This window comes from Sodalis sp. RH24, from assembly GCF_047324145.1.
In the GTDB taxonomy this organism is placed as follows: domain Bacteria; phylum Pseudomonadota; class Gammaproteobacteria; order Enterobacterales; family Enterobacteriaceae; genus Acerihabitans.
This window is the reverse complement of the sequence record NZ_CP178729.1, coordinates 689,495-711,152: the sequence shown is the minus strand read 5'-3', so window position 1 is coordinate 711,152 and position 21,658 is coordinate 689,495. Positions and strand designations below refer to the sequence as shown.

Below are 21,658 nucleotides of genomic sequence, written 5' to 3'. Positions count from 1 at the left end.
GTGGCTACCTGGGCTGACAGTGAATAGCCACCTGAGCGGCTGGCCGGTGCGGTTGATTTGCGCAGCCGACGGCAAAAAGCAAGTTAAGCCAGCCTTTATGGGCCGGCATCAAAGGTTGCCCTTCCCTGCGGCTTTTTTATGGCGGATTATCACCGCGTGTCCCCGACTTAACCTCTCAATCAATTAAACAAAATCTTATTAAAGCTTAATTAAGCTACTCGTTTATATTATGGTAGGTCACTAACTCCTTGCATAACCAATAATACCAGCCGGAAATAGGTCGTACACCCTTTATCATTGACGTTATCTGGCCCGTGCTCATTTCGCCCTCAACCTCGTGAGCATAAGCACAACTTAAGGAAATATATGGTTAATTTAATCAATTACGGCACATCCAATGCCCCATCGGCGTCATCTTTTTATTTGAAACCAATAAATAGTTTGCATTCATTTTCAAAAGTCATCATTAAAGCTAGAAATATTAATCACCCAAAAGAGCCAGATATTCGCCATCAAGGAAACCAGACGGGTATTGCCGGCGACAAACAGCGGTCCACGCCGGGCTCAGATGATAGAATTAATTATTTATATCAATGTGCAAATGAATTGATTCGCAACAAAGACTGCTTACTCACGGCCGGCGGCGTTCGTTATATTAATATCACGCTAATGGATACAACAATTAATCTCCCCGTCAGGCATATTACTTTGCCGAGCGGCCGGGCTATTCTAGCGGGATATTTGGACAGCCGGTTGGTTGTGGTCCACGAAAATAATTATTATATTGAAGATCTGCTGCAGGCGCCCCTCACTGTCACCTCGGCGCTGGGCCAATTGCTGGCGCACCTGGCTCAGGGATATAACACGGGGTATATCCTGGCGCGCCCGGCTTGGCTGGATACGGCTTTAAACTGGTTCGCCAACGCGCGGGATCCGCTGATATTCCCCCAGACGAGCGGCCTGCAGCTCCATGAGCCCGCAGGGCGCCAAACCCTTTATTCAGCCGCTGCCGAGATATCAGCGCATCCGGCCCCCGCGGGCGATAGCCCACGCCCATTAGAAGTCAAGCCGGCTCCGGCGCTTCCAACAGACGCCGTGATGCCCCATCCGCTCGGTGCGCGCGCTGATGGCTCGCCTGAGCTTGGCCGCTTTTTCATTGATGACCAGGAATTCAACCTTACACCCGCCAATCCCGCCGGCCGGGCGGTGTTACATGAGCTGGGGCGGGAATTGCAGGCGACGGGCGTTAACCTTGCCAACGGCAATCGCGAGACGTTAATAGAGTTAGACAAGCTTATCGCCGCCAAGGCTGAAGATATATTTTATTATGGGCTTTATTTTAAAGACAAAGCGTATGTACTGCACGTACTGATCCTTAAAACGTTAACCGAAAAACTCTTGACGTCGTTGCTGGGTTTAAGCGCAACAGACACCGACGGTCATCGCCTGATCAAACAGCATATGGCTGATTATAAAACTCTGCACGACTATATTCCGGATATAGAAGGAAAGCTTGTCGAGGCTTATGAAGATATCAATATCGATATCATTAGTCATACTGTAGCTTTGCTGAAAAACAGGGATTTCGCCTCAGTCGTAAATGAACAGATATTAAAAATAAAAAATACCTCATTTTATGATCATGCCTTTCATGTCGAAATATACAACACGCTCAAAGTCATGAAAATAGCTCATGATGAATATACCGCACAGCTTTTCCAAGCCGACCATACCACTTTGGAACGGGTCACTTACACGACCAATCAGGACATTTACACCGCTCTGATTGATAACAATAAAAAAGCCTTAACCGAGAGCCTGCTGAAATTAAGGTTTTATTATATATTTGAGTATACCCGTTTTAATGAAATAAGCGTTCATACTAATAACTTTTTATTGCCAGGAGAAATGACCAATCTTGGATACCCTTTCGTCGCTGATGAAACTATAATTGATATTGCGGATATGGAAAGACTCTTTATAAATGAGGCGGAAAATTACATCCATTTTAGACATAATAATCATACCCATCTAAATTTTATACTTAAAATGGTAGAGTTATCTCGGCTGAACGAAGTTCAACCTGAAGACGAGGCATCCTGGCAAGAAAAAAACATTGCACCCTGGGACCAGGCATATGCTATTTTATCGGAAATACTGATTGCAAATCACCAAGAGCAAGAAAAATTCCACACAGAGCAGAAATGGTATAACGACTTAAAAATAAACTCACATGCATATAAGTCAACGCTTATATTACTTGCTTATTTCAAGAATTTGCAAAGAATATTTATAAACATCATTGATTATTTTAGGGGCAAAAATATAACCCTTGTGGCGGATAATGCTGAACAATATATTGCTGCGGCAAAAATTGAGGCGATGAGAACCGAAACTAAAAAAACGCAAGGCCACCATACAGATTATCAGATGCTTTTGTCATATCAGCGACGGGTTTTGGAAGGTGATGTTGAACTTATGATGAAAGCCTCCGTATTTTGGTATCTAAGCACAAAAAACAATTTTGATGAAGACCTATTGTCTTCATTACAAGCATTGTATATTCTAAGAAGTTTTGTCAGCGAACAACAGCATTTTTTCATTGAGTATAAAACGCGCGAACAAGTGGGCCATTTAAGCATTTATCAATTGTCACCTTCAGATAAAAAAGATTCTTTAGAAGATTATTATAAACAATTTTATGATTATAAGCATTTTTACGCCGGTCATGAAGCCCGTAAAAGCAGCCTGGCGGCGATTAACTTGTCCGCAATTGATTATGTCGACGCCATATACCCGCCAAAAGAAATATTTTGCTTTGAAGTTCTCTCGCGAAACTATGTTTCTAACAGCCTATCCCCGTTTAATTATGTTTATTTCCCCCATAAAAATATTGGCTACCTCTCACTTTTGCGATTACAAAGCGGCAAGCTTTTTCTTTTATCAACCCTTAGCGGTTATGTCTTTATCCATGACATTGATAAATTTGATAACCAGCCTTTTGTGCAACAGATGATGGCTTACTGGCGCGGCTATAACGCGAATAAGCAATCGGGGCGCCCAGAGCCGCTGGGGTGCGGGGCTGATTTCCTGGCGGGACTGTTTCCTAATATCGACGCTAACAGCGGCGATCTTACCACCATGATCGACCTGGTGCTTTCTCCTCCGGAAGACGAGCCCATGGGTATGCATGCGGCGCCCTTTACGCTGGTTGCAGTCAATAGTAGCGATATCATATCATTGATCAAACCCTATATTTCACAACCGATTGACTCGTCACCGCCGGTAAGTCTTGATACGCCGCTGATTAACAATATTGATTATTTGTCTCATGCGACACTGCTTACCATTGCCGATCGATTGAAAGAAACGCTGCGTAACCATAGTTGGCCTGAATATATAGCCTCGTTTATTCCTTTTTTCGATACGCTTTGCAAACACTGGTATGATAAAGAGAAGATGAAATAAAATTCAATGAAATCATGTTCGATCTATTGATTTCATCACCACGATTGTATTTATGGGGGGGCAATTTAAAAAAATCCCTGAAAACACATTAAAACATGCATTATACAAAGCCATAAAAAACAATACACCGCGAGAGATGCTACAACGATTTATTCTTAATGAATTAGTGCTATCCGCACCTGAAGTGGGAAAAAAACTCGCCGCGGCGTCGGTTAAGGAATTTGCTTCTTTCCTTTTTCCGCTACAGCCTTACGGCAGCTTACTGTTTTTTCTTACCTTGAACATTAAAAATAAAATCATCGAAATTGTTTCAATCGTCAACGAAGCTATCAGAGCAGAATCACGGCGCAAGAAAAATTTGCGGCAGGCATGGAAAACAGATATTGATGCCCGTCTACTGGAAATAAAATCAACGGGTGTTTTGGTTGATAAAATCACGCAAAACAAATTATATTATGTTGTAAATGATAATGACTATTTCAAGGTTTTCTGGGATAAACATTATGGAGGATGGAGGATTATCAATAAAAAAATGACTAATGAAAAAGATTTTGCTGTGCCGGTAGTACGCAGCAGCACCGGCAATTGGATAGCCAGTGTCGGTAGTCGTTCCAGTCATTTCATTGCCTCCTACGATTTTTATGAAGTAGCAAAAAAAAACCGCAATCATATTGAGATAATACAATGTGAAGCTGCGCCCACCTTGTCAAAAAAACCGGATATCGATAACAGCACCATAGATTTCTATAAGCGCGTGATACGATTTTATCTTTATAAAAATGATTATGTGCGTGATATCATTAATCAAAACATACAGCATGAAAATTTTATTGGCAGATTTCATCGCAGCTTTTTCTTTCGCCAGGAGATTATTGATTCTTTAAAGTTTAACGGTTATAGCCAGGATGAAGAATTTCTGGTTTCCGCTATACGGGCCTTGACTGAAAAACAAGAAGGGATTATGCGTTTCCGTGCTATTTGCGGCTGGAAAAACAAGCATTCAACAGTACCTGAAACCTATTTTGCATTAACACTTGATATTGAAAATTATAAATTTATTATTGATCTTAAAGAAATGCGTGGTTCATTCATTTTACTGGATACCATGGATGTTTTCACCGAAAATGAATGGTTGAGCATGTATAATAAATCGCCATTAGAATTCGAACTCATTAAATATAAAGATATCGACTCATTAGAGGATGTTAATTATCTGACATACCGGGAGGCTACGTCGCCGTCCAGTATTCTTAAAAACGGTTTCTTGCTTAAAGAACCAACATGGTATTTTCCTTTGATTATCAGAAGCAATAATGCTCCTGGCAAACTAAAATATTCAACCGGTTATATGCAATCATCCGATTTTCGTCTGGCCGCACGGGCATTACGCCATTCAACTTATACCTATACGTTTAAAGAAGAATTCCCCCTGCATGTTTTATACAAAACCAAAAAATTGGATAATGAAAGCGCAATAAAACTGACCCGAATGATAAACCAGGCAAAAATAGATAATTTTAATAGCCACGCCATTCTTTCCGACAAATTCAGGATAACATCCATAGAGAACATGCTCAAAATTAACGAAGGCAACCTTTTGGCGCTCTACAGCACGGCCAATTTACTTGAGCATCTATTGCTTTGTCAGGGCCACGGTCGATTTATCGGCATAGAAAATCACTTTTTTGATCCCGACCTGCCGGCAAGGGTTTCCATCGTTATCGCCGAACAAATGGGCACGTTCGGGCAAGGGCTGCTGACGCTGCGCCACAACGGCAAAAACCTCTTCGTCATGGCGGGCAAGGCCTTTGGCTCGAAGATTGAGATCCCCACATTAATGGATGAACTTCCTCGTGAAAAAGTGCCTATTTATCTGAGTGACGGCCAGCAAAGAGGCTACAGGGAGCAGCAGGTTTCGCGCGAAAAAATCCTGTTGGGAAAAGATTGTCATATCGACCTGATCAGTGATGCCAAGACGCGCTTAAGGATAAAACTGCATGGCGCGCCCTTTAATGTGAATAACATGGATGCCATTGAGTTTTCAGACATTGTCCGCGGGCTTTCGTATCTGGATAATGCCAAATTCAGGTTTCAGGATTTGGAAAGCATTGAACTTTTTTCCTGCTACAGCGGCTATGGCCACCGCTTTTCGACGGGGCAAATCCTTGCCAATGAGCTAGGTCTGCCTATTAAGGCTTACCCGTATAAAATCAGCGACGATATCCGCCAGCGCAGGCCTGAATGGTTTACCTGGTTTCGACCGGGTAAGCAGCATATGAGCCCGGCCCGCGGCAGCGTCGATTCCTCTCATGGTTCCGAGGATGGAAGCTTCAGCCAAAGCCAGAGGATACATCGCCGGTTGCATGATTTGATAAGCTTCGTACTGAATATGCATAAAAGAATTTTAGTCCAGCGCAACAAGCGCGATCGTGCGGCGGCGCCAAATAACACCACGGCGACGGGCCCTATCCCGGCATCAGCCCCAAATGCTGGTCAAATGCCGTTAATCTATCTGGATATTTTGCAGCAATTATATGGCTATGCCCCGCCCAACGCGGATATTCCCCGTCATATACAATCCCTTAGTCCGCAGTCCTTACATATACTGGATGCCATTATCGCCGAATATCACTTAACCGGCGAGGAGGATCGCTTTATTGTCGAGCAGGCTTTTCTGGATGTCATACTCTCGCTGGACGAATACCGTTATCTGTCCGATTGGTTTGCGAATGAAATCTGTCCGGGCGATCGGCACTGATGGCATAACCGGACGGATGACGGATAAAGGGCGCGCGCGCAGGCAATCATCTCAACTTGAACAGGATATCTCCAAATGCCTGCCCCACTCCGGCGGCGGCGCTGCCAGGTCGTTAAACGCCGCATCGCCATCAAACGGACGGCGCAGGGCCTGGTGAAGCCTGGCTAAAAAAGCGGTGTCGTTTTGTTCAGCGCCGTCGATAGCCTGCTGGGCCAGATAGTTGCGCAGGATGATGTTGGGGTTTTTAGCCAGCATGGCCTGCCTGCGCCGATCGTTATCGACGTCTTCCTGCAGTAGCCGGCGGCGGTAAGACTGATACCAGCTGTCAAAACCCGCCAGGTCTTTCATTTCATCGCGTAGCGGCGAGCGCGGATTGCGAGCCTCGCTTTCACTTAACAAGCGAAACACCTGAGTGTAGTCGCTGCCTTCACGCGCCATGAGTCCAAGCAGGCCGGTGAGAATATCATTATCTTGTCGATCGCGCGTGGTAAAGCCCAGTTTGGCGCGCATCTCCTCGCCATAAGCGTCCATCAGCGCCGGTTCATAGCAAGCCAGCGCCCGCTCAAGAGAGTCGACCGGCATCAGGCCGGATAACGCCTGCGCCAGTCGATGCAAATTCCATAAACCCACCGCCGGCTGGTTGTCAAACGCATAGCGGCCCTGATGGTCGGTATGGTTGCAGATATAATCCGGCTGGTACGCATCGAGAAAACCAAAGGGGCCATAATCTATGGTAATGCCCAAAATCGACATGTTGTCGGTATTCATCACGCCGTGGGCAAATCCCACCGCCTGCCACTGGGCAATCATGCGCGCCGTCCTTTCCACCACATCCGTCAGCCATAAACGATAGCGATCTTCCAGGCCCAGCCATTGCGGCCAGTGGCGGCCGATAACATAATCCGCCAACTGGCGTACCTTATCGGGTTCGCGCCGGTAGTAGAAATGCTCGAAATGCCCAAAGCGCACATGGCTTGGCGCCACCCGCAGCAGCATGGCGCCCGGCTCCGCTTTTTCGCGCCATACCGGCTCGTCGCTGGTGACGATGGTCAGTGCCCGCGTCGTGCCGATGCCAAGATAATGCAGCGCTTCGGACGCCAGAAACTCGCGTACCACGGAACGCAGCACCGCGCGGCCGTCCCCCATGCGCGAATAGGGCGTGAGGCCGGCGCCTTTCAGATGCCAGTCCATCGACCTTCCGTCCGCCAGCTGCTGTTCGCCGAGCAGTATGCCGCGCCCGTCGCCCAGTTGGCCCGCCCAGGCGCCGAACTGATGGCCACTGTAAACCTGCGCCAGCGGCTGCATGCCGGGCAGCAGCTGTTCGCCGGACCATATCGCCGCATGCCGCTCGTCGAACAGTTCATCGGCAAGAGCCAGCTCGCCGGCCAATGCCGCGCTATGGTAAAGCAATCGTGCGCCGCGCAGCGGGGTGGGCGCAAGAGCGGTATAAAAACCGGGCAACTGGTGGAAATAGCTATTCTTGAATATCGGGGTCTGTGCCATGGTGCCTCCTTACTCAAGTGTAGAACGTCCGGCGACATACCTGTAGTGCGACCACCGGTCTCCCCGTCACCGCTTGCCGCCGCATGAGCCATGGCCGGCCATGCCGCCGGGAAAAATTCCTTTTAGCGCACGGCGTCGCTCAACCACGCGCTGACGTCTTCCAGCGCGTCGCGGTCCTGCGCAAAATCGGCCATTATCCGCCGGCAAGCCAATGCCATATCGGCGGGACGATAGGTTACGCCGGGCAATGCCCTGGCCAATGCCTCCAGGGGACTGGGATTCAAACTGTCGGTAAAGAGTTGGCAGCGGGTTATCACGCCGTGTTCCATGTCCATATGCAGTTCCACCCCGCCCCAGGCAAAACGCGCATCCAGCGTATGGCTGAAGGCCGGCGCCTGGCCAAAATTCCATTCCCAACTGCTTTGTTTGGCAAATTGCGCGGCAAACCCGGGCAGGTCCGGCACCTTGTCCGGCGAAATGATTTCGGGCATCACCGGTTCGCCATACCATTGGCTGAACGCGTCGCTCAGGTAGCGGCATAACAGGTGATGCTCGATAGCGGGCAGCACCTCGACAAGATTGGCCACCCTGGCGCGCACCGAGGAAATGCCCTTTGCCTGTAATTTTTTCACATCGGGATTAAGGTATAGCGCCAGTCGGTCCAGATCGGCGTTGAGCAGCAGGGTGCCGTGGTGAAATCCCCGATCCGCCGTTTCGCGATAGGCTGAGCCGGAGATTTTACGCTCGCCGTCGGGGGTGCCCAACACCAGGTCGTTACGCCCCGACGCGGTCGCCGCGATGCCCATATCGCGCAGGCCATTGAGGATAATTTGGGTGGAAATGGATTTATCATAGCCCGGCTTGCCGGCCATAAAAGTGAAGCACGTATTACCCAGATCGTGAAATACCGCGCCACCTCCGCTGCTACGCCGGGCCAGTTTGATATGGTCCTGCGCCATGCGCCGGGTATTGCATTCTTTCCAGGGATTCTGCGCGCGGCCAATCACCACCGTATCCGCATTGCGCCATAAAAACAGCACGCGTTGGGTGGCCGGCATCTGGCGGAAAATACACTCTTCCACCGCCAGGTTAAACCAGGGATCGTAGGAATCGGACAAAAATAGCCGCAGGGATGACATACTTTCTCCCGTCGTGACGACGTTAAATCAGCCGGTTAAATACGCCGCGCCTGCCAATAGGCTTTGCGCCAGTAAACATTGTCCAGCGATGAGCGTATGACGCCGCGGCTGGTCGAGGCATGGATAAACAGATCGTCGGTATCATAGATACCCACATGCAGTCCGTTGGCGCCGCTGCCCGTTTTGAAAAACACCAGATCCCCCGGCAATAGATCGTCACGGGAGATGCGCGTGCCGACTTTAGTCTGCGCCTCTGTGGAGCGCGGTAATATGATGTCAAACCGGTCCCTGAAGGTGCGATAGACAAAACCGGAGCAGTCCACCCCGTCCTGGTTCAGGCCGCCATAGCGGTAGGGCGTGCCGTGCCATTGGCGCAGCTGCGCATGGAGACGGGATTGCACCACGCTGGCGTTGGCCAGCCGCGGGTCGGGACTGGGCGCATGGTGGCTACAGCCGGTAATCAATAACGTTACTGCCAACAGCCAAAAGGACATCCGTCTCATTTTCTACTTATGACTCTTTATATTGACCATGCTGATTAAGAAGCGCCCGAAATCATCCGCTGCGACGGTAAAGACGGGCCCGATGCCACCAGCCAGGGGCGCTCGCCGGCCTGGAGCAGGGTAAAATCCACGCCGAACACCGGCGAAAGGATCTCGGGACGCATAACCTGCCCCGCGCTGCCCTGCGCCGCCAGGGCGCCGGAAGACATAAGCCACACCCGGCCGGCATGATGCAGGGTATGGTTAAGATCATGGGCGCAGATCAGCACGCCGAGCCCCGCGGCCGCGACTTCCGCCAGCAGCGCATCCAGGGCCACGCGCTGGGCGATATCCAGGCTGGCGGCGGGTTCGTCGAGCAGCAGTAGCCGGCCAAGGGGGTTCACGTCCGGCCAGATCTGCAGAAATACCGCCGCTAGCCTTACCCGTTGCCATTCGCCGCCGGATAGCTGGCTTAACGGGCGGTCGAGTTTATCCGCCAGCGACAAGGCCGCGGCCAGATATGCCACGGTCCGATCAATCGCGGCCTCGTCGGCGTTGCGCGGCTGATGCAGCATCAGATACTGGAATACCGGCATGGCGGTGGAGGGCAGCGCCTGCTGGCATAAATAGCCCCGGCGCAGGGCCAGGTCGGCGCCATGCCACTGTCCCACCGGCCGGCCGAGCAGGCTGACGTCGCCCGCCGACGCCATCAGGCCGGCGATACAGGCCAGCAGCGTGCTTTTCCCCGCGCCGTTAGGTCCGATGATATGGATCAGGCTGCCGGTCGGTACTTGGACCGATATCTTCGCCAGGCGCCGCGGCACCGATACGCGCCGCAGATCCAGTAATAACGGCGGCTGCATTGCCGGTGCGCCGTTTATTGCGCCAGGGCCCGTTTGACGGCATCGAGGAGAATGGGATCCTGAGGCGTCATATCCGGGGCAAAGCGTTCGAGGACGGTACCGTCGCGCCCTACCAGGAATTTTTCAAAATTCCATAAAATATCCTGCGGCTGCTTAGGCGCGCGCCCTTTTCCCGCCAGACGCTCATAAAATGCGCTGCCCTGCGGTTTTATCGCCGTGGGTTTCGCGGCGATCAGCGTCCGGTAAAGCGGGTGGCGCTGCTCGCCGTTGACTTCAATTTTACTGAACATGGGAAATTCGACGCCGAATGTCCCGCGACAAAAGGCCAGTATCTCTTCATCGCTGCCGGGTTCCTGGCCGGCAAACTCATTGGAGGGAAAGCCTAAAACCTCCAGCCCCTGGGCATGCCAGGTTTTATAAAGCGCTTCCAGTCCTTCGTATTGATCGGTCAGACCGCATTTCGAGGCGACGTTGACAATCAGCAGTACCGAGCCCCGGTAATTTTCCAGGGTGGTAACTTCCCCGGTAATGGTCTTCAGCGGCAGGGTATAAAGGGTATCACTCATCTGAATCTCCTACGGGTTACAGTTAAAATCAGCAGCTTAACGCCATACACCAGCTTATCCTCTTATCCGGATTAATAGCCAGATAAATATCGGCGAGCCAAGGGTGGCGGTTACCACGCCTATCGGCAGTTCCGCGGCATACAGCGCGATGCGGGCAATCACATCCGCCAGCAGCAGTATGCCCGCGCCGGCCAGGGCGCAGCCGGGAAGCAGCCGTCGGTGATCGGTTAATCCCCATAAACGCAAGATATGCGGGACCACCAGGCCGATAAAGCCAATCACGCCGGCCAGGGCTACGCTGATGCCCACCATCCAGCCGAAGGCCAGTACAAACACATTGCGCCAGACAAACACCGGTAAGCCCAATTGCATCGCCTGCTGTTCGCCCAAGGCCTGCAGGTTCATCACCCGGCCCTGCAGGCACAGCCAGAGAATAAAGGGCAGCAGGGACAATACCAGCCATTTGTCGCGCCAGTCCACGCCGCCAAAGCCCCCCATCATCCAATATAATAATTGGCGCAGATCCAGGCTGGTACTGAAATAGACCGCCCAGGTCATCACGGCGCTGCAAACAATGCCAAGCGCGACCCCGACCAGCAGTAGCCGGGCGTTGGAGGCGCGGCGTCTGGCAAACCACAGCAGCAGCAGCGTAATCGCCAGCGCGCCGGCCACCGCGCACAGACCCAGGCCCCACACCGGTATCGTCCCCCGGCCAAGCAGTACGCCGAGGGTAAGCGCTACGCCTGCGCCGTTGGCCACGCCCAGCAATCCTGGCTCGGCCAGCGGATTTTCAAAAATATTCTGCATCGCGGCGCCGGCCAGCGCCAGCGCCGCGCCGACGGCCATCACCGCCAGGGCGCGGGGCAGCCTCAGTTGCCAGATGAACATGCGGGGCGTGTCGTCAAGCCATTGGGTCGGCCAGTACCAGACATCGCCGGCGCACAGGCTCACCAGCAGGGCAATAAACACAAACAACGCCAAAACGCGGACGCGCGCGGCATCGCGACGGGATTGCCGATATTTCAGATCGCTGAAAAGTGGACTGTTTGACGGCATCATCACTTAAGGTCCGGTAATACAAGGTTATCTGGGCACGGAAAACGGGCTTTTATCCTACCGGGATTAACGGCAAAGCGGTAGCGCCAATGGCGGGAAAATGAAGGTTGTGATATCGACGGGATAAACAGCGTTTTACCGGCGGGGCGGGAGGTGCTGAAAGAAAAAAAACCGGCGCCATAAGTGGGGAATCAGATGGCGCCGGGTAAGGTGACCCATAGGGTCAATATTAACTCTGTTGTTATTGTTGCGGCGGTTTTATCGGTTCACCTCCGCTTCCCTGGTGTTGGTTTTCCTGACTTTTGCTCTCATGGCCGCTCTGTGCCTGTCCCTGCTTGCCGTTATCACCATTGGGCTGGGCGTGGGTATTATGATCGCCGCCGGTATTGCGGGACGTTGTTTTATGCGCCACCGGCTGCTGGCGCGCCTTGGCGGTTTTACCTTGTCCCGCGGGCGGCTTGGGCGACCAGCGGCCGCCATCCCAATATTCGCCGCGGGTGTTGCGTTCGCCTACATGCTTGCCCTTGTGTCCACGCCACCAGGTCGGAGTACGCCAGTCATAGCCATCCCAGTAATAGCCCCGATCGTTACGCGCGCCGATTTGCACCGAGACGCCCTGGGCAGAGGTATGGACCAGCATGCCCGCCATGGCGCCCGTGGGGATGACGCAAGGCGTTGCCAAAAGAGCCATGGCCAAAAATACTGCTTTTTGTTTCATATTCTGTGTCCCTGAATCCATTTGCAGTGGTTATAACAGCCGCGGCAAAATGCCACTATCAGACAAGCACGGATTTGCATTACTCTTACGCTAACCTGACGAAATACTCACACTGAGCCCCGATGCTTTACGGCGAACTGCCGCCCACTGCCCCGCATCCCTAAACGGGCTTTGGCCGGGTTTAATGCGGCTTCGGCCTGATTATTTCATTGCCGCCCTGGTGCGGCTGACCGCCGCCGTTCTGCTGCGGCCGGTTATCATTGCCGCCCTGGTGCGGCTGCCCGCCGCCGTTCTGCTGCGGCCGGTTGTCATTGCCGCCCTGGTGCGGCTGCCCGCCGCCGTTCTGCTGCGGCCGGTTATCATTGCCGCCCTGGTGCGGCTGACCGCCGCCGTTCTGCTGCGGCCGGTTGTCATTGCCGCCCTGGTGCGGCTGCCCACCGCCGTTCTGCTGCGGCCGGTTATCATTGCCGCCCTGATGCCACTGTCCGCCGCCGTTCTGCTGCGGCCGGTTGTCATTGCCGCCCTGGTGCGGCTGACCGCCGCCGTTCTGCTGCGGCCGGTTATCATTGCCGCCCTGGTGCGGCTGACCGCCGCCGTTCTGCTGCGGCCGGTTATCATTGCCGCCCTGGTGCGGCTGACCGCCGCCGTTCTGCTGCGGCCGGTTGTCATTGCCGCCCTGGTGCGGCTGACCGCCGCCGTTCTGCTGCGGCCGGTTGTCATTGCCGCCCTGATGCCACTGTCCGCCGCCGTTTTGCTGCGGCCGGCTATCGTGCCTGTCGTTATGATCCCAGGTGGAAAATTCCTGCCGCCGGCTCGGTTCATGATAGTTGCGCCCGCGCCGGCCATAGCCTGGCGGCGGCGCTATGGTCCAGATACCGTTATACCAATACTGGCCCCGGTCGTTGCGCATGCCGTCAGGCATTTCCTCTATCCAGCGCCCGCCGTCCCAGTACCAGCCGAAATCATTACGATCGCCGATATCATCATCCTCATGTTCGTACCACCACTGTGGCGTACGCCATTGGTAACCATCCCAAAACCACCCGCGCTCGTTGCGTTCGCCGACATGCCGGCCGCGGTGATCGTACCACCAGTGCGGCGGACGCCACTCGTCGCCATCCCAGAAATAACCGCGCTGATCCTGGCTGCCCAGGTTAATTACCATGCCGGGATTATTGGTGCTGATAAATACATCCGCCAGCGCGCCGCAGGGCATCAGCAGCGCCAGCGCACATAATAAGGTGGTCTTTCTCATGATATCTACCTGTGATACAGATACGATTTGCCGCCGTTATAGCAGCGGCCAACGGCCGCCACTATCAGACAATGTCGCCTTTACGATAAACAGGCGATCCCCTTACCAAAACCTGACAATCCGCCATCCCGCGGGGCGCCGGTACGGATTTCCCCCGGGTGCTAAAAGAAGCGGGCATGATGATAATGCCCTGACGGGTAACGCATGCCGCCCCTTTCCCGCCGGCACCCGCCATGTTGACGAAAAAAAAGGCCGCACGGGGCGGCCTTTTCAGAGAGAGGACAATACATCACTCTTTAGGTGAGGCATTCTCGACACGGCTTTTCAACTTTTGCCCCGGACGAAACGTCACCACCCGCCGGGCAGTGATAGGAATATCTTCACCGGTTTTCGGATTACGCCCTGGACGTTGATTTTTGTCGCGCAGATCAAAATTACCAAAACCGGATAATTTTACCTGCTCGCCATTTTCCAGCGCTCGCCGGACTTCCTCAAAAAACAGTTCCACTATTTCTTTGGCATCCCGTTTGCTCAGCCCGAGCTTTTCAAACAGGTATTCTGACATTTCAGCTTTAGTAAGCGCCATAGGTTCAATCCCTCAAGGATGCTTGGAATCGCTGTTTTAGTGCCGCCACACATTTTGCTACGGTCGCGGCAATAGCCTCTTCTTCCAGTGTACGAGCGGTATCCTGTAGTATCAGGCTGATAGCCAGGCTCTTAAAACCTTCCGCTACGCCCTTCCCCCGGTACACATCAAACAAGTTTACGCCAACTACCTGATTTGCGCCAACTTTCTTACACTCTGCCATAATATCTGCTGCAGGGACACTTTCAGCCACCACAATAGCGATGTCGCGGCGGTTGGCCGGGAAGCGTGAAATGTCACTGGCTTCAGGAACTTTACGCGCTGCAACCTTATCCCAGCGTAGTTCAAAGACCAGGGTACGGCCATTTAAATCCAGCTTTGCTTCAAGTTCAGGGTGTATAACGCCAATAAATCCAATATGTTCCCCTGCTAAATACAATGCCGCGCTCTGGCCCGGGTGTAAAGCGGGATTATGCTCAGGTTTGAATTCAATATCAGCAAGTTTGCCGGTAAGTTCAAGTAATGATTCAAGATCGCCTTTCAAATCGTAAAAATCCACCGGCTGGCGCGCAAGATCCCAATGTTCGTCAAAACGCGGACCGGTAATGACCCCCGCCAGCATAAGATCCTGACGAATGCCGAGGTCCGCTGTTTTATCAGGAACAAAGCGCAGTCCACTTTCGAATAAACGAATCCGGTTTTGCTGGCGGTTCTGGTTATAAACCACCGCGCCCAAAAGTCCACTCCACAGGGACAACCGCATGGCGGACATTTCCACCGAGATGGGGCTGGGCAGCAGCAGCGGCTCCTGGTCAGGATGCAGCAGTGATTGTATCTTCGGATCGACAAAGCTGTAAGTGATCGCTTCCTGATAACCCCGATCCACCAGCAGCGTTTTTACGCGATTAAGCGGCAATGCCGCCTCCTGGTGCCGGGTCATTTCCAGATTGGCGCGCACGGGCACATTCGGAATGTTGTTGTAGCCAAACACCCGGGCCACTTCTTCCACCAAATCTTCTTCGATCTCCATATCAAAACGCCAGGTCGGCGCCACCGCTTGCCAGTTGTCTTGCCCGGCGGTCACGGTACATCCCAGCCGTGACAGGATATCACCGACATCGGCATCGGGAACGCGGTGGCCTATCAGGCGATCGAGTTTTTCGCGGCGCAGGGTGATGGTGGCCTGGCGCGGCAGCGCGGACGGTGCGCTCACGTCCACAACCGGCCCAGGCCGGCCGCCGCAGATAGCCAGCAGCAGGCCGGTGGCGCGCTCCATGGCCCGGTGCTGCAACGCGGGATCCACGCCGCGCTCATAGCGATGCGATGCGTCGGTGTGCAGGCCGTAGCGGCGCGCGCGGCCGGCGATAGCCAAGGGGCTGAAAAAAGCGCACTCCAATACCACATCCTGGGTGTCGGCGCTGATGCCGGAGAATTCGCCGCCGAAAATACCGCCCAGCGCCAATGCCTTTTCCCGATCGGCAATGACCAGCGTATCGGCCCGCAGGCGGGTTTGCGTCCCGTCCAGCAGCGTCAGGCTTTCGCCTTCTTCCGCCATGCGCACCACGATGCCGCCGTCAATGCGTTGCAGATCAAACGCATGCATCGGCTGCCCTAGTTCCAGCAGGACAAAATTGGTAATGTCCACCACCGCGTCCACTGAACGCAGGCCGCAGCGGCGCAGCTTTTCCTTCATCCACAACGGCGTGGGCGCGGCGACGTTTATCCCCTTGATCACGCGGCCAAGATAGCGCGGACAGGCGTCGGGGGCATCGACGCGGATCGGCAACCGGTCCTCGATAACCGGCGCCACGACCTCGATGGCCGGTATGTTCAGCGGCAGGCGGTTGATTAACGCCACGTCGCGGGCTATGCCGATAAGTCCCAGACAATCGGCCCGGTTAGGCGTAACGCTGATATCGATAATACGATCGTCAAGCTGCAAATAATCGCGGATATCGACGCCCAGCGGGGCATCCGCGGGCAGTTCGATAATGCCGCTATGGTCGTCCGCCAGGCCCAGCTCGGTAAAGGAGCACAGCATGCCTTCGGACGGCTCGCCGCGCAGTTTAGCGGCTTTGATCTTAACATCACCCGGCAGCACGGCGCCGATGGTCGCCACCGCCACCGTCAAGCCTTCGCGGCAATTGGGCGCACCGCAGACGATATCCAGCAGCGCGTCGCCGCCGATATCGATTTTGGTCACCCGCAGTTTATCGGCGTTGGGATGCTGGCGGCATTGCGCTACCCGGCCCACCACCACGCCGGTGAAGGCGGGGGCGGCCTCGGCGACGCCGTCGACTTCCAGGCCGGCCATGGTGATCTGTTCCGCCAGCTCATCGCTGGTGATAGCGGGATTCACCCATTCACGCAGCCAAAGTTCACTGAATTTCATGTGCTCGTCCCGCCCTATTTAAACTGTTTAAGAAAACGCAGATCGTTTTCGAAGAATGCGCGCAAATCTGTGACACCGTAACGTAACATCGTCAAGCGTTCCATGCCCATGCCGAACGCAAAACCGGAGTAGACTTCGGGGTCAATACCGACATTGCGTAATACGTTCGGATGCACCATGCCGCAGCCCAACACTTCGAGCCATTTGCCATTTTTACCCATCACATCGACTTCGGCGGAGGGTTCGGTAAAAGGGAAATAAGACGGGCGGAACCGTACCTGCAGGTCTTCTTCAAAGAAATTGCGCAGGAAATCGTGCAAGGTTCCCTTCAGGTTGGTAAAACTGATATTGGTATCAATGATCAGCCCTTCCATCTGGTGAAACATCGGGGTATGGGTCTGATCGTAGTCGTTACGATAAACGCGTCCCGGGGCAATGATGCGGATCGGCGGCTGTTGATTTTTCATGGTGCGGATCTGCACGCCGGAGGTCTGGGTGCGCAACAACCGCGTGGCGTCGAACCAAAAGGTATCATGATCCGCCCTGGCCGGATGGTGGGCAGGGATATTCAGGGCGTCGAAGTTATGATAATCATCTTCAATCTCCGGGCCGGTGGCCACAGAAAAACCCAGTTCGCCGAAGAAGTGCTCAATGCGGGAAATAGTGCGGGTCACCGGATGCAGCCCGCCATTCTCCATACGTCTGCCGGGTAACGATACATCCAGGGTCTCCTGCGCCAGGCGGGCATTGAGCGCCTGCGACTCCAGGCTTTCCTTACGTTCATTCAGCGCCTGCTGCACCTCCAGCTTAACCTGGTTGATCACCGCGCCCGCCGCCGGCCGCTCTTCCGCCGGCAAATCGCGTAAGGTGGTCATTTGCAGGGTTAAATGCCCTTTTTTGCCAAGATATTCGACGCGCACGTTATCGAGCGCCGCGCTGTCCTGGGCTTGTGCGATGGCTGCTTTGGCTTGCACAACCAAATCTCTCAGATGTGGCATTGCTTTCCTCTTTTTCCGGCCTTAATGGCTTAATCGTTAATGGCGAGCAAAAAAAAACCTCCACACCGGGAGGCTTTAGCGCTATTTTTCGTTTCTTTTCTTACGCGCAAGCCCCCGGGATCAGGTGCTAAAGTAAAAAAAGAAGCGGAAAATGGCAGCATTCATGCTTGCATTACCTTAAACGTTGTCGGGGAAGTATCCGTTAGGTGATTGATACTAGCGTAATAAATAAATCCAAAAAATAAAAGAGGGAGTTAAACTCCCTCTCTCATTCATATCACGCCAGCGCGCCTTTCGCTTTTTCGGCAAGGGCGGTAAACGCCACTTTGTCGAATACAGCGATGTCTGCCAGGATTTTACGGTCAATTTCAATAGAGGCTTTTTTCAGGCCGTTAATGAAACGACTGTATGATATGCCGTTCTGGCGGGCAGCGGCGTTAATACGCGCGATCCACAGTTGACGGAACTGACGTTTCTTCTGACGGCGGTCACGGTAGGCATATTGGCCTGCTTTGATAACCGCCTGAAAGGCAACACGGTAGACGCGTGAACGGGCGCCATAATAACCTTTCGCTTTTTTCAGAATCTTTTTGTGACGTGCACGAGCTGTCACACCACGTTTTACGCGAGCCATATGCTCTCTCCTAAAGTCTTATTCGAACCAGTTAAAATGACGCTTATGCGTACGGCAGACATGCGATGACCAAACCCAGATCGCCTTTGGAGACCATGGATTTAGGACGCAGGTGACGTTTACGCTTAGTGGCTTTTTTGGTCAGAATATGACGCAGGTTAGCATGCTTGCGCTTGAAGCCGCCGGAAGCGGTTTTCTTAAAGCGCTTGGCAGCACCGCGTACTGTCTTGATTTTTGGCATTGTCTATTTCTCTACTGCGCATTGTTGATAAAATGAAGCAATGAGGCGAAGGCAACTTACCGCCGTTTGGCGCCAGGCTGCCCTACTTGTCAGGCCTTATTGTTTCTTCTTGGGTGCGAGCACCATGATCATCTGGCGTCCTTCGATTTTACTCGGGAAAGACTCAACTACCGCCAGTTCACTCAAATCGTCACGAACGCGGTTAAGCACTTCGATACCGATCTGCTGATGCGCCATTTCACGTCCACGAAACCGCAGGGTGATTTTGGCTTTATCGCCGTCTTCCAGAAAACGAATCAGGTTGCGTAGTTTTACCTGATAGTCGCCTTCGTCGGTACCAGGCCGGAATTTGATTTCCTTAACCTGAATAACTTTTTGTTTCTTTTTCTGCTCTTTGGTGGACTTGCTCTTCTCATAGAGGAACTTGCCGTAATCCATGATTCGGCAAACCGGCGGCTCGGCATTAGGGCTGATTTCAACTAAATCAACACCCGACTCCTCGGCTTTCTCAAGCGCTTCGTTGAGGCTGACTATGCCGATTTGCTCGCCGTCGATTCCCGTCAGACGAACCTCTGCCGCGCGAATTTCTCGGTTGATACGATTCGGACGCGCCGGTTGAACTCGTTTTCCGCCTTTAATACTTTATACCTCCAGTTGATGAAGATTACGGCTGCGTATCTCTTGCTGCAGCTTTTCAATAATCTCGTTAACGTCGATGCTGCCCAAATCGATGCCGCGGCGTGTACGCACGGCAACTTTGCCCGCTTCGGTTTCTTTATCACCGCAGACCAGCATATAGGGCACCCGACGCAAAGTATGCTCGCGGATTTTAAAGCCTATTTTCTCATTTCTCAAGTCCGCTTTTACACGAATGCCGGCTGCGGACAATCTTTCTGTCACTTTTGCGACGTAATCAGACTGATTGTCGGTGATATTCATCACCACAACCTGGGTCGGCGCCAGCCAGGTAGGATAAAAACCCGCATATTCTTCGGTCAGGATACCGATAAACCGCTCCATCGAACCCAATATGGCGCGATGGATCATTACCGGTACCAAACGCTCGTTGTTCTCGCCTATATAAGAGGCGCTCAGGCGACCCGGCAAGGAAAAGTCCAACTGTACCGTGCCGCACTGCCAGGCGCGATCCAGGCAATCAAGCAGGGTAAATTCAATCTTAGGACCGTAAAACGCCCCTTCACCCGGCTGATATTCAAACGCGATGCCGTTTTCAGTCAACGCGGCGGCCAGGTCTTTTTCCGCCCGATCCCAGGTATCGTCGGTACCGATACGCTTAGCCGGCCGGGTGGAAAGTTTAACCAGGATATTATCGAAGCCAAACGTGCTGTAAATATCATACACCATTTTGATGCAATTGTTTACTTCATCCCGCACCTGGTCCTCGGTACAAAAGATATGGGCGTCATCCTGGGTAAACCCCCGCACGCGCATCAGGCCGTGCAGCGAGCCGGACGGTTCGTTGCGATGGCAACTGCCGAACTCGGCCATGCGCAGCGGCAGGTCGCGGTAGGATTTCAATCCCTGGTTGAAAATCTGCACATGGCCGGGGCAGTTCATCGGCTTAATGCAGTATTCGCGGTTTTCCGAGGACGTGGTGAACATATGCTCGGCATAGTTTTCCCAATGGCCCGTTTTTTCCCACAGGACACGGTCCATCATAAAGGGACCCTTTACTTCCTGATAGTGGTACGCCTTGAGCTTCATGCGCACAAAGGCTTCCAGCTCGCGAAAAATGGTCCAGCCGTCATTGTGCCAGAACACCATGCCCGGCGCTTCTTCCTGCATATGGTACAAATCGAGCTGCTTGCCTATTTTGCGGTGGTCGCGCTTGGCGGCCTCTTCCAGGTGCTGCAGATAGGTGTTGAGCTGTTTTTTATCGCCCCAGGCGGTGCCGTAGATGCGCTGCAGCATTTTATTTTTGCTGTCGCCGCGCCAATAGGCGCCGGACGTCTTCTGCAGCTTGAAATGATGGCAAAAGCGCATATTGGGCACGTGCGGACCGCGGCACATATCAACATATTCTTCATGGTGATACAGGCCTGGCCGGTCGTCATGGCTGATATTTTCATCCAGGATCGCCACCTTATACTGCTCGCCGCGGGCGACAAACGTATCGCGCGCCTGCTGCCAGCTCACTTTTTCCTTAATGACGTCATAGTCTTTATCGGCCAGCTCGTGCATACGCTTTTCCAGCAGGTCGAGATCTTCCTGGGTCAGCGTCCGCTCCAGATCCACGTCGTAATAAAAACCTTTGTCGATTACCGGGCCGATGGCCATCTTGGTGTCGGGCCACAGCTGCTTGATGGCGTGTCCCAGCAAATGCGCGCAGGAGTGGCGGATGATCTCCAGCCCGGCTTCGTCTTTAGCGGTGATAATGGCCAGTTGGGCATCATCGGTAATCAAATCGACGGCGTCGACCAGTTCGCCGTTCACGCGTCCGGCAATACAGGCTTTCGCCAGGCCGGGACCGATATCGCGGGCCACATCAAGGGGTGATACGGGATGATCGAACTGACGCTGGCTTCCATCAGGAAGAGTAATAACAGGCATGGTGGTTTCCTTAATTTGCAGTGGTGATCCATACGCAAGACCACATACAAATTTAATTTATATAGTAAAATCAGAAGGTTGATTGTGCTATCTCGTTATACCTTACGAAATATGGACACAAAGGCGCGCACAATTTCTGTTAGCGCCACTGTATGACACCGCAACCAGGGCCTGATAGTAACACCATGAACTTATTGGCATCTACAAAAATTTCCCTTGTTCCGCGCCCCCGTCCCCAGGCTCCCCTATTGCCTTAAGCGCCGGGATACGCCGCCGGGCCCGGCGGCGTGCGAAAATCCAGCGCCTGCCGTGATAGGCGTAAACAAAAGGGTGATAAGCGCTAAAAATCCATAACAATTGTGTCCCTTTGTATCGTCCGTGGTGCTAAGCTCCCGCGCGGCGACGTTTGTTCTTCAACATGCTCCGTT

The 21,658-nt window shown here is 53.1% G+C and carries 18 protein-coding genes and 1 other annotated feature; of the genes, 2 read left to right on the top strand and 16 right to left on the bottom strand.

Annotated features, from left to right (window positions below; genetic code table 11):
- Window positions 1-366: 366 nt before the first annotated feature.
- Window positions 367-3,468, top strand: coding sequence for a hypothetical protein (locus tag ACL2XG_RS03210; RefSeq protein ID WP_413723581.1), 3,102 nt, complete (start codon window positions 367-369; stop codon window positions 3,466-3,468).
- Window positions 3,469-3,520: 52 nt separating this feature from the next.
- Window positions 3,521-6,226: a hypothetical protein gene (locus ACL2XG_RS03205; protein WP_413723580.1), complete on the top strand. Its 2,706-nt coding sequence runs from the start codon at window positions 3,521-3,523 to the stop codon at window positions 6,224-6,226.
- Window positions 6,227-6,277: 51 nt separating this feature from the next.
- On the opposite strand, the gene ACL2XG_RS03200 is transcribed toward ACL2XG_RS03205, so the two are convergent.
- The 16 genes from ACL2XG_RS03200 to thrS form a co-directional block, all read right to left on the bottom strand.
- On the bottom strand, window positions 6,278-7,729 hold the full coding sequence (locus ACL2XG_RS03200; RefSeq protein WP_413722905.1) for a protein adenylyltransferase SelO: 1,452 nt from the start codon (window positions 7,727-7,729) through the stop codon (window positions 6,278-6,280).
- 122 nt (window positions 7,730-7,851) lie between these two features.
- Window positions 7,852-8,868, bottom strand: a complete 1,017-nt coding sequence (locus ACL2XG_RS03195) for a lipoate--protein ligase A (RefSeq protein WP_413722906.1) — start codon at window positions 8,866-8,868, stop codon at window positions 7,852-7,854.
- A gap of 35 nt (window positions 8,869-8,903) precedes the next feature.
- On the bottom strand, window positions 8,904-9,362 hold the full coding sequence (locus tag ACL2XG_RS03190) for a C40 family peptidase (protein ID WP_410014999.1): 459 nt from the start codon (window positions 9,360-9,362) through the stop codon (window positions 8,904-8,906).
- 44 nt (window positions 9,363-9,406) lie between these two features.
- On the bottom strand, window positions 9,407-10,213 hold the full coding sequence (gene btuD / locus ACL2XG_RS03185; protein ID WP_413722907.1) for a vitamin B12 ABC transporter ATP-binding protein BtuD: 807 nt from the start codon (window positions 10,211-10,213) through the stop codon (window positions 9,407-9,409).
- Between the two features lie 14 nt (window positions 10,214-10,227).
- A complete protein-coding gene (locus tag ACL2XG_RS03180) occupies window positions 10,228-10,779 on the bottom strand; it encodes a glutathione peroxidase (protein WP_410014997.1) in 552 nt (183 codons plus the stop codon).
- 54 nt (window positions 10,780-10,833) lie between these two features.
- Complete coding sequence (btuC, locus tag ACL2XG_RS03175; RefSeq protein ID WP_410016822.1) at window positions 10,834-11,835, bottom strand: vitamin B12 ABC transporter permease BtuC; 1,002 nt, start codon at window positions 11,833-11,835, stop codon at window positions 10,834-10,836.
- A gap of 241 nt (window positions 11,836-12,076) precedes the next feature.
- The gene (locus tag ACL2XG_RS03170) at window positions 12,077-12,553 is read right to left on the bottom strand and encodes a DUF2502 domain-containing protein (RefSeq protein ID WP_410014996.1); all 477 of its coding nucleotides are present in this window, start codon (window positions 12,551-12,553) and stop codon (window positions 12,077-12,079) included.
- Window positions 12,554-12,734: 181 nt separating this feature from the next.
- A complete protein-coding gene (locus ACL2XG_RS03165; RefSeq protein WP_413722908.1) occupies window positions 12,735-13,808 on the bottom strand; it encodes a DUF2502 domain-containing protein in 1,074 nt (357 codons plus the stop codon).
- A 289-nt stretch (window positions 13,809-14,097) separates the two neighbouring features.
- A complete protein-coding gene (ihfA, locus tag ACL2XG_RS03160; RefSeq protein WP_011411244.1) occupies window positions 14,098-14,394 on the bottom strand; it encodes an integration host factor subunit alpha in 297 nt (98 codons plus the stop codon).
- A gap of 4 nt (window positions 14,395-14,398) precedes the next feature.
- The gene (gene pheT, locus ACL2XG_RS03155) at window positions 14,399-16,786 is read right to left on the bottom strand and encodes a phenylalanine--tRNA ligase subunit beta (RefSeq protein WP_413722909.1); all 2,388 of its coding nucleotides are present in this window, start codon (window positions 16,784-16,786) and stop codon (window positions 14,399-14,401) included.
- 14 nt (window positions 16,787-16,800) lie between these two features.
- A complete protein-coding gene (gene pheS, locus ACL2XG_RS03150; RefSeq protein ID WP_410014993.1) occupies window positions 16,801-17,784 on the bottom strand; it encodes a phenylalanine--tRNA ligase subunit alpha in 984 nt (327 codons plus the stop codon).
- Between the two features lie 47 nt (window positions 17,785-17,831).
- Window positions 17,832-17,954, bottom strand: a sequence feature (Phe leader region).
- The gene (gene pheM / locus ACL2XG_RS03145; protein WP_001386830.1) at window positions 17,905-17,949 is read right to left on the bottom strand and encodes a pheST operon leader peptide PheM; all 45 of its coding nucleotides are present in this window, start codon (window positions 17,947-17,949) and stop codon (window positions 17,905-17,907) included. Its footprint overlaps the feature before it by 45 nt.
- A 107-nt stretch (window positions 17,955-18,061) precedes the next feature.
- On the bottom strand, window positions 18,062-18,418 hold the full coding sequence (rplT, locus tag ACL2XG_RS03140) for a 50S ribosomal protein L20 (RefSeq protein ID WP_162365778.1): 357 nt from the start codon (window positions 18,416-18,418) through the stop codon (window positions 18,062-18,064).
- 43 nt (window positions 18,419-18,461) lie between these two features.
- Complete coding sequence (rpmI, locus tag ACL2XG_RS03135; RefSeq protein ID WP_162365777.1) at window positions 18,462-18,659, bottom strand: 50S ribosomal protein L35; 198 nt, start codon at window positions 18,657-18,659, stop codon at window positions 18,462-18,464.
- A 96-nt stretch (window positions 18,660-18,755) separates the two neighbouring features.
- The gene (gene infC, locus ACL2XG_RS03130) at window positions 18,756-19,298 is read right to left on the bottom strand and encodes a translation initiation factor IF-3 (protein ID WP_162365931.1); all 543 of its coding nucleotides are present in this window, start codon (window positions 19,296-19,298) and stop codon (window positions 18,756-18,758) included.
- A gap of 3 nt (window positions 19,299-19,301) precedes the next feature.
- Window positions 19,302-21,230, bottom strand: a complete 1,929-nt coding sequence (gene thrS, locus ACL2XG_RS03125) for a threonine--tRNA ligase (RefSeq protein WP_410014992.1) — start codon at window positions 21,228-21,230, stop codon at window positions 19,302-19,304.
- Window positions 21,231-21,658: the final 428 nt, after the last annotated feature.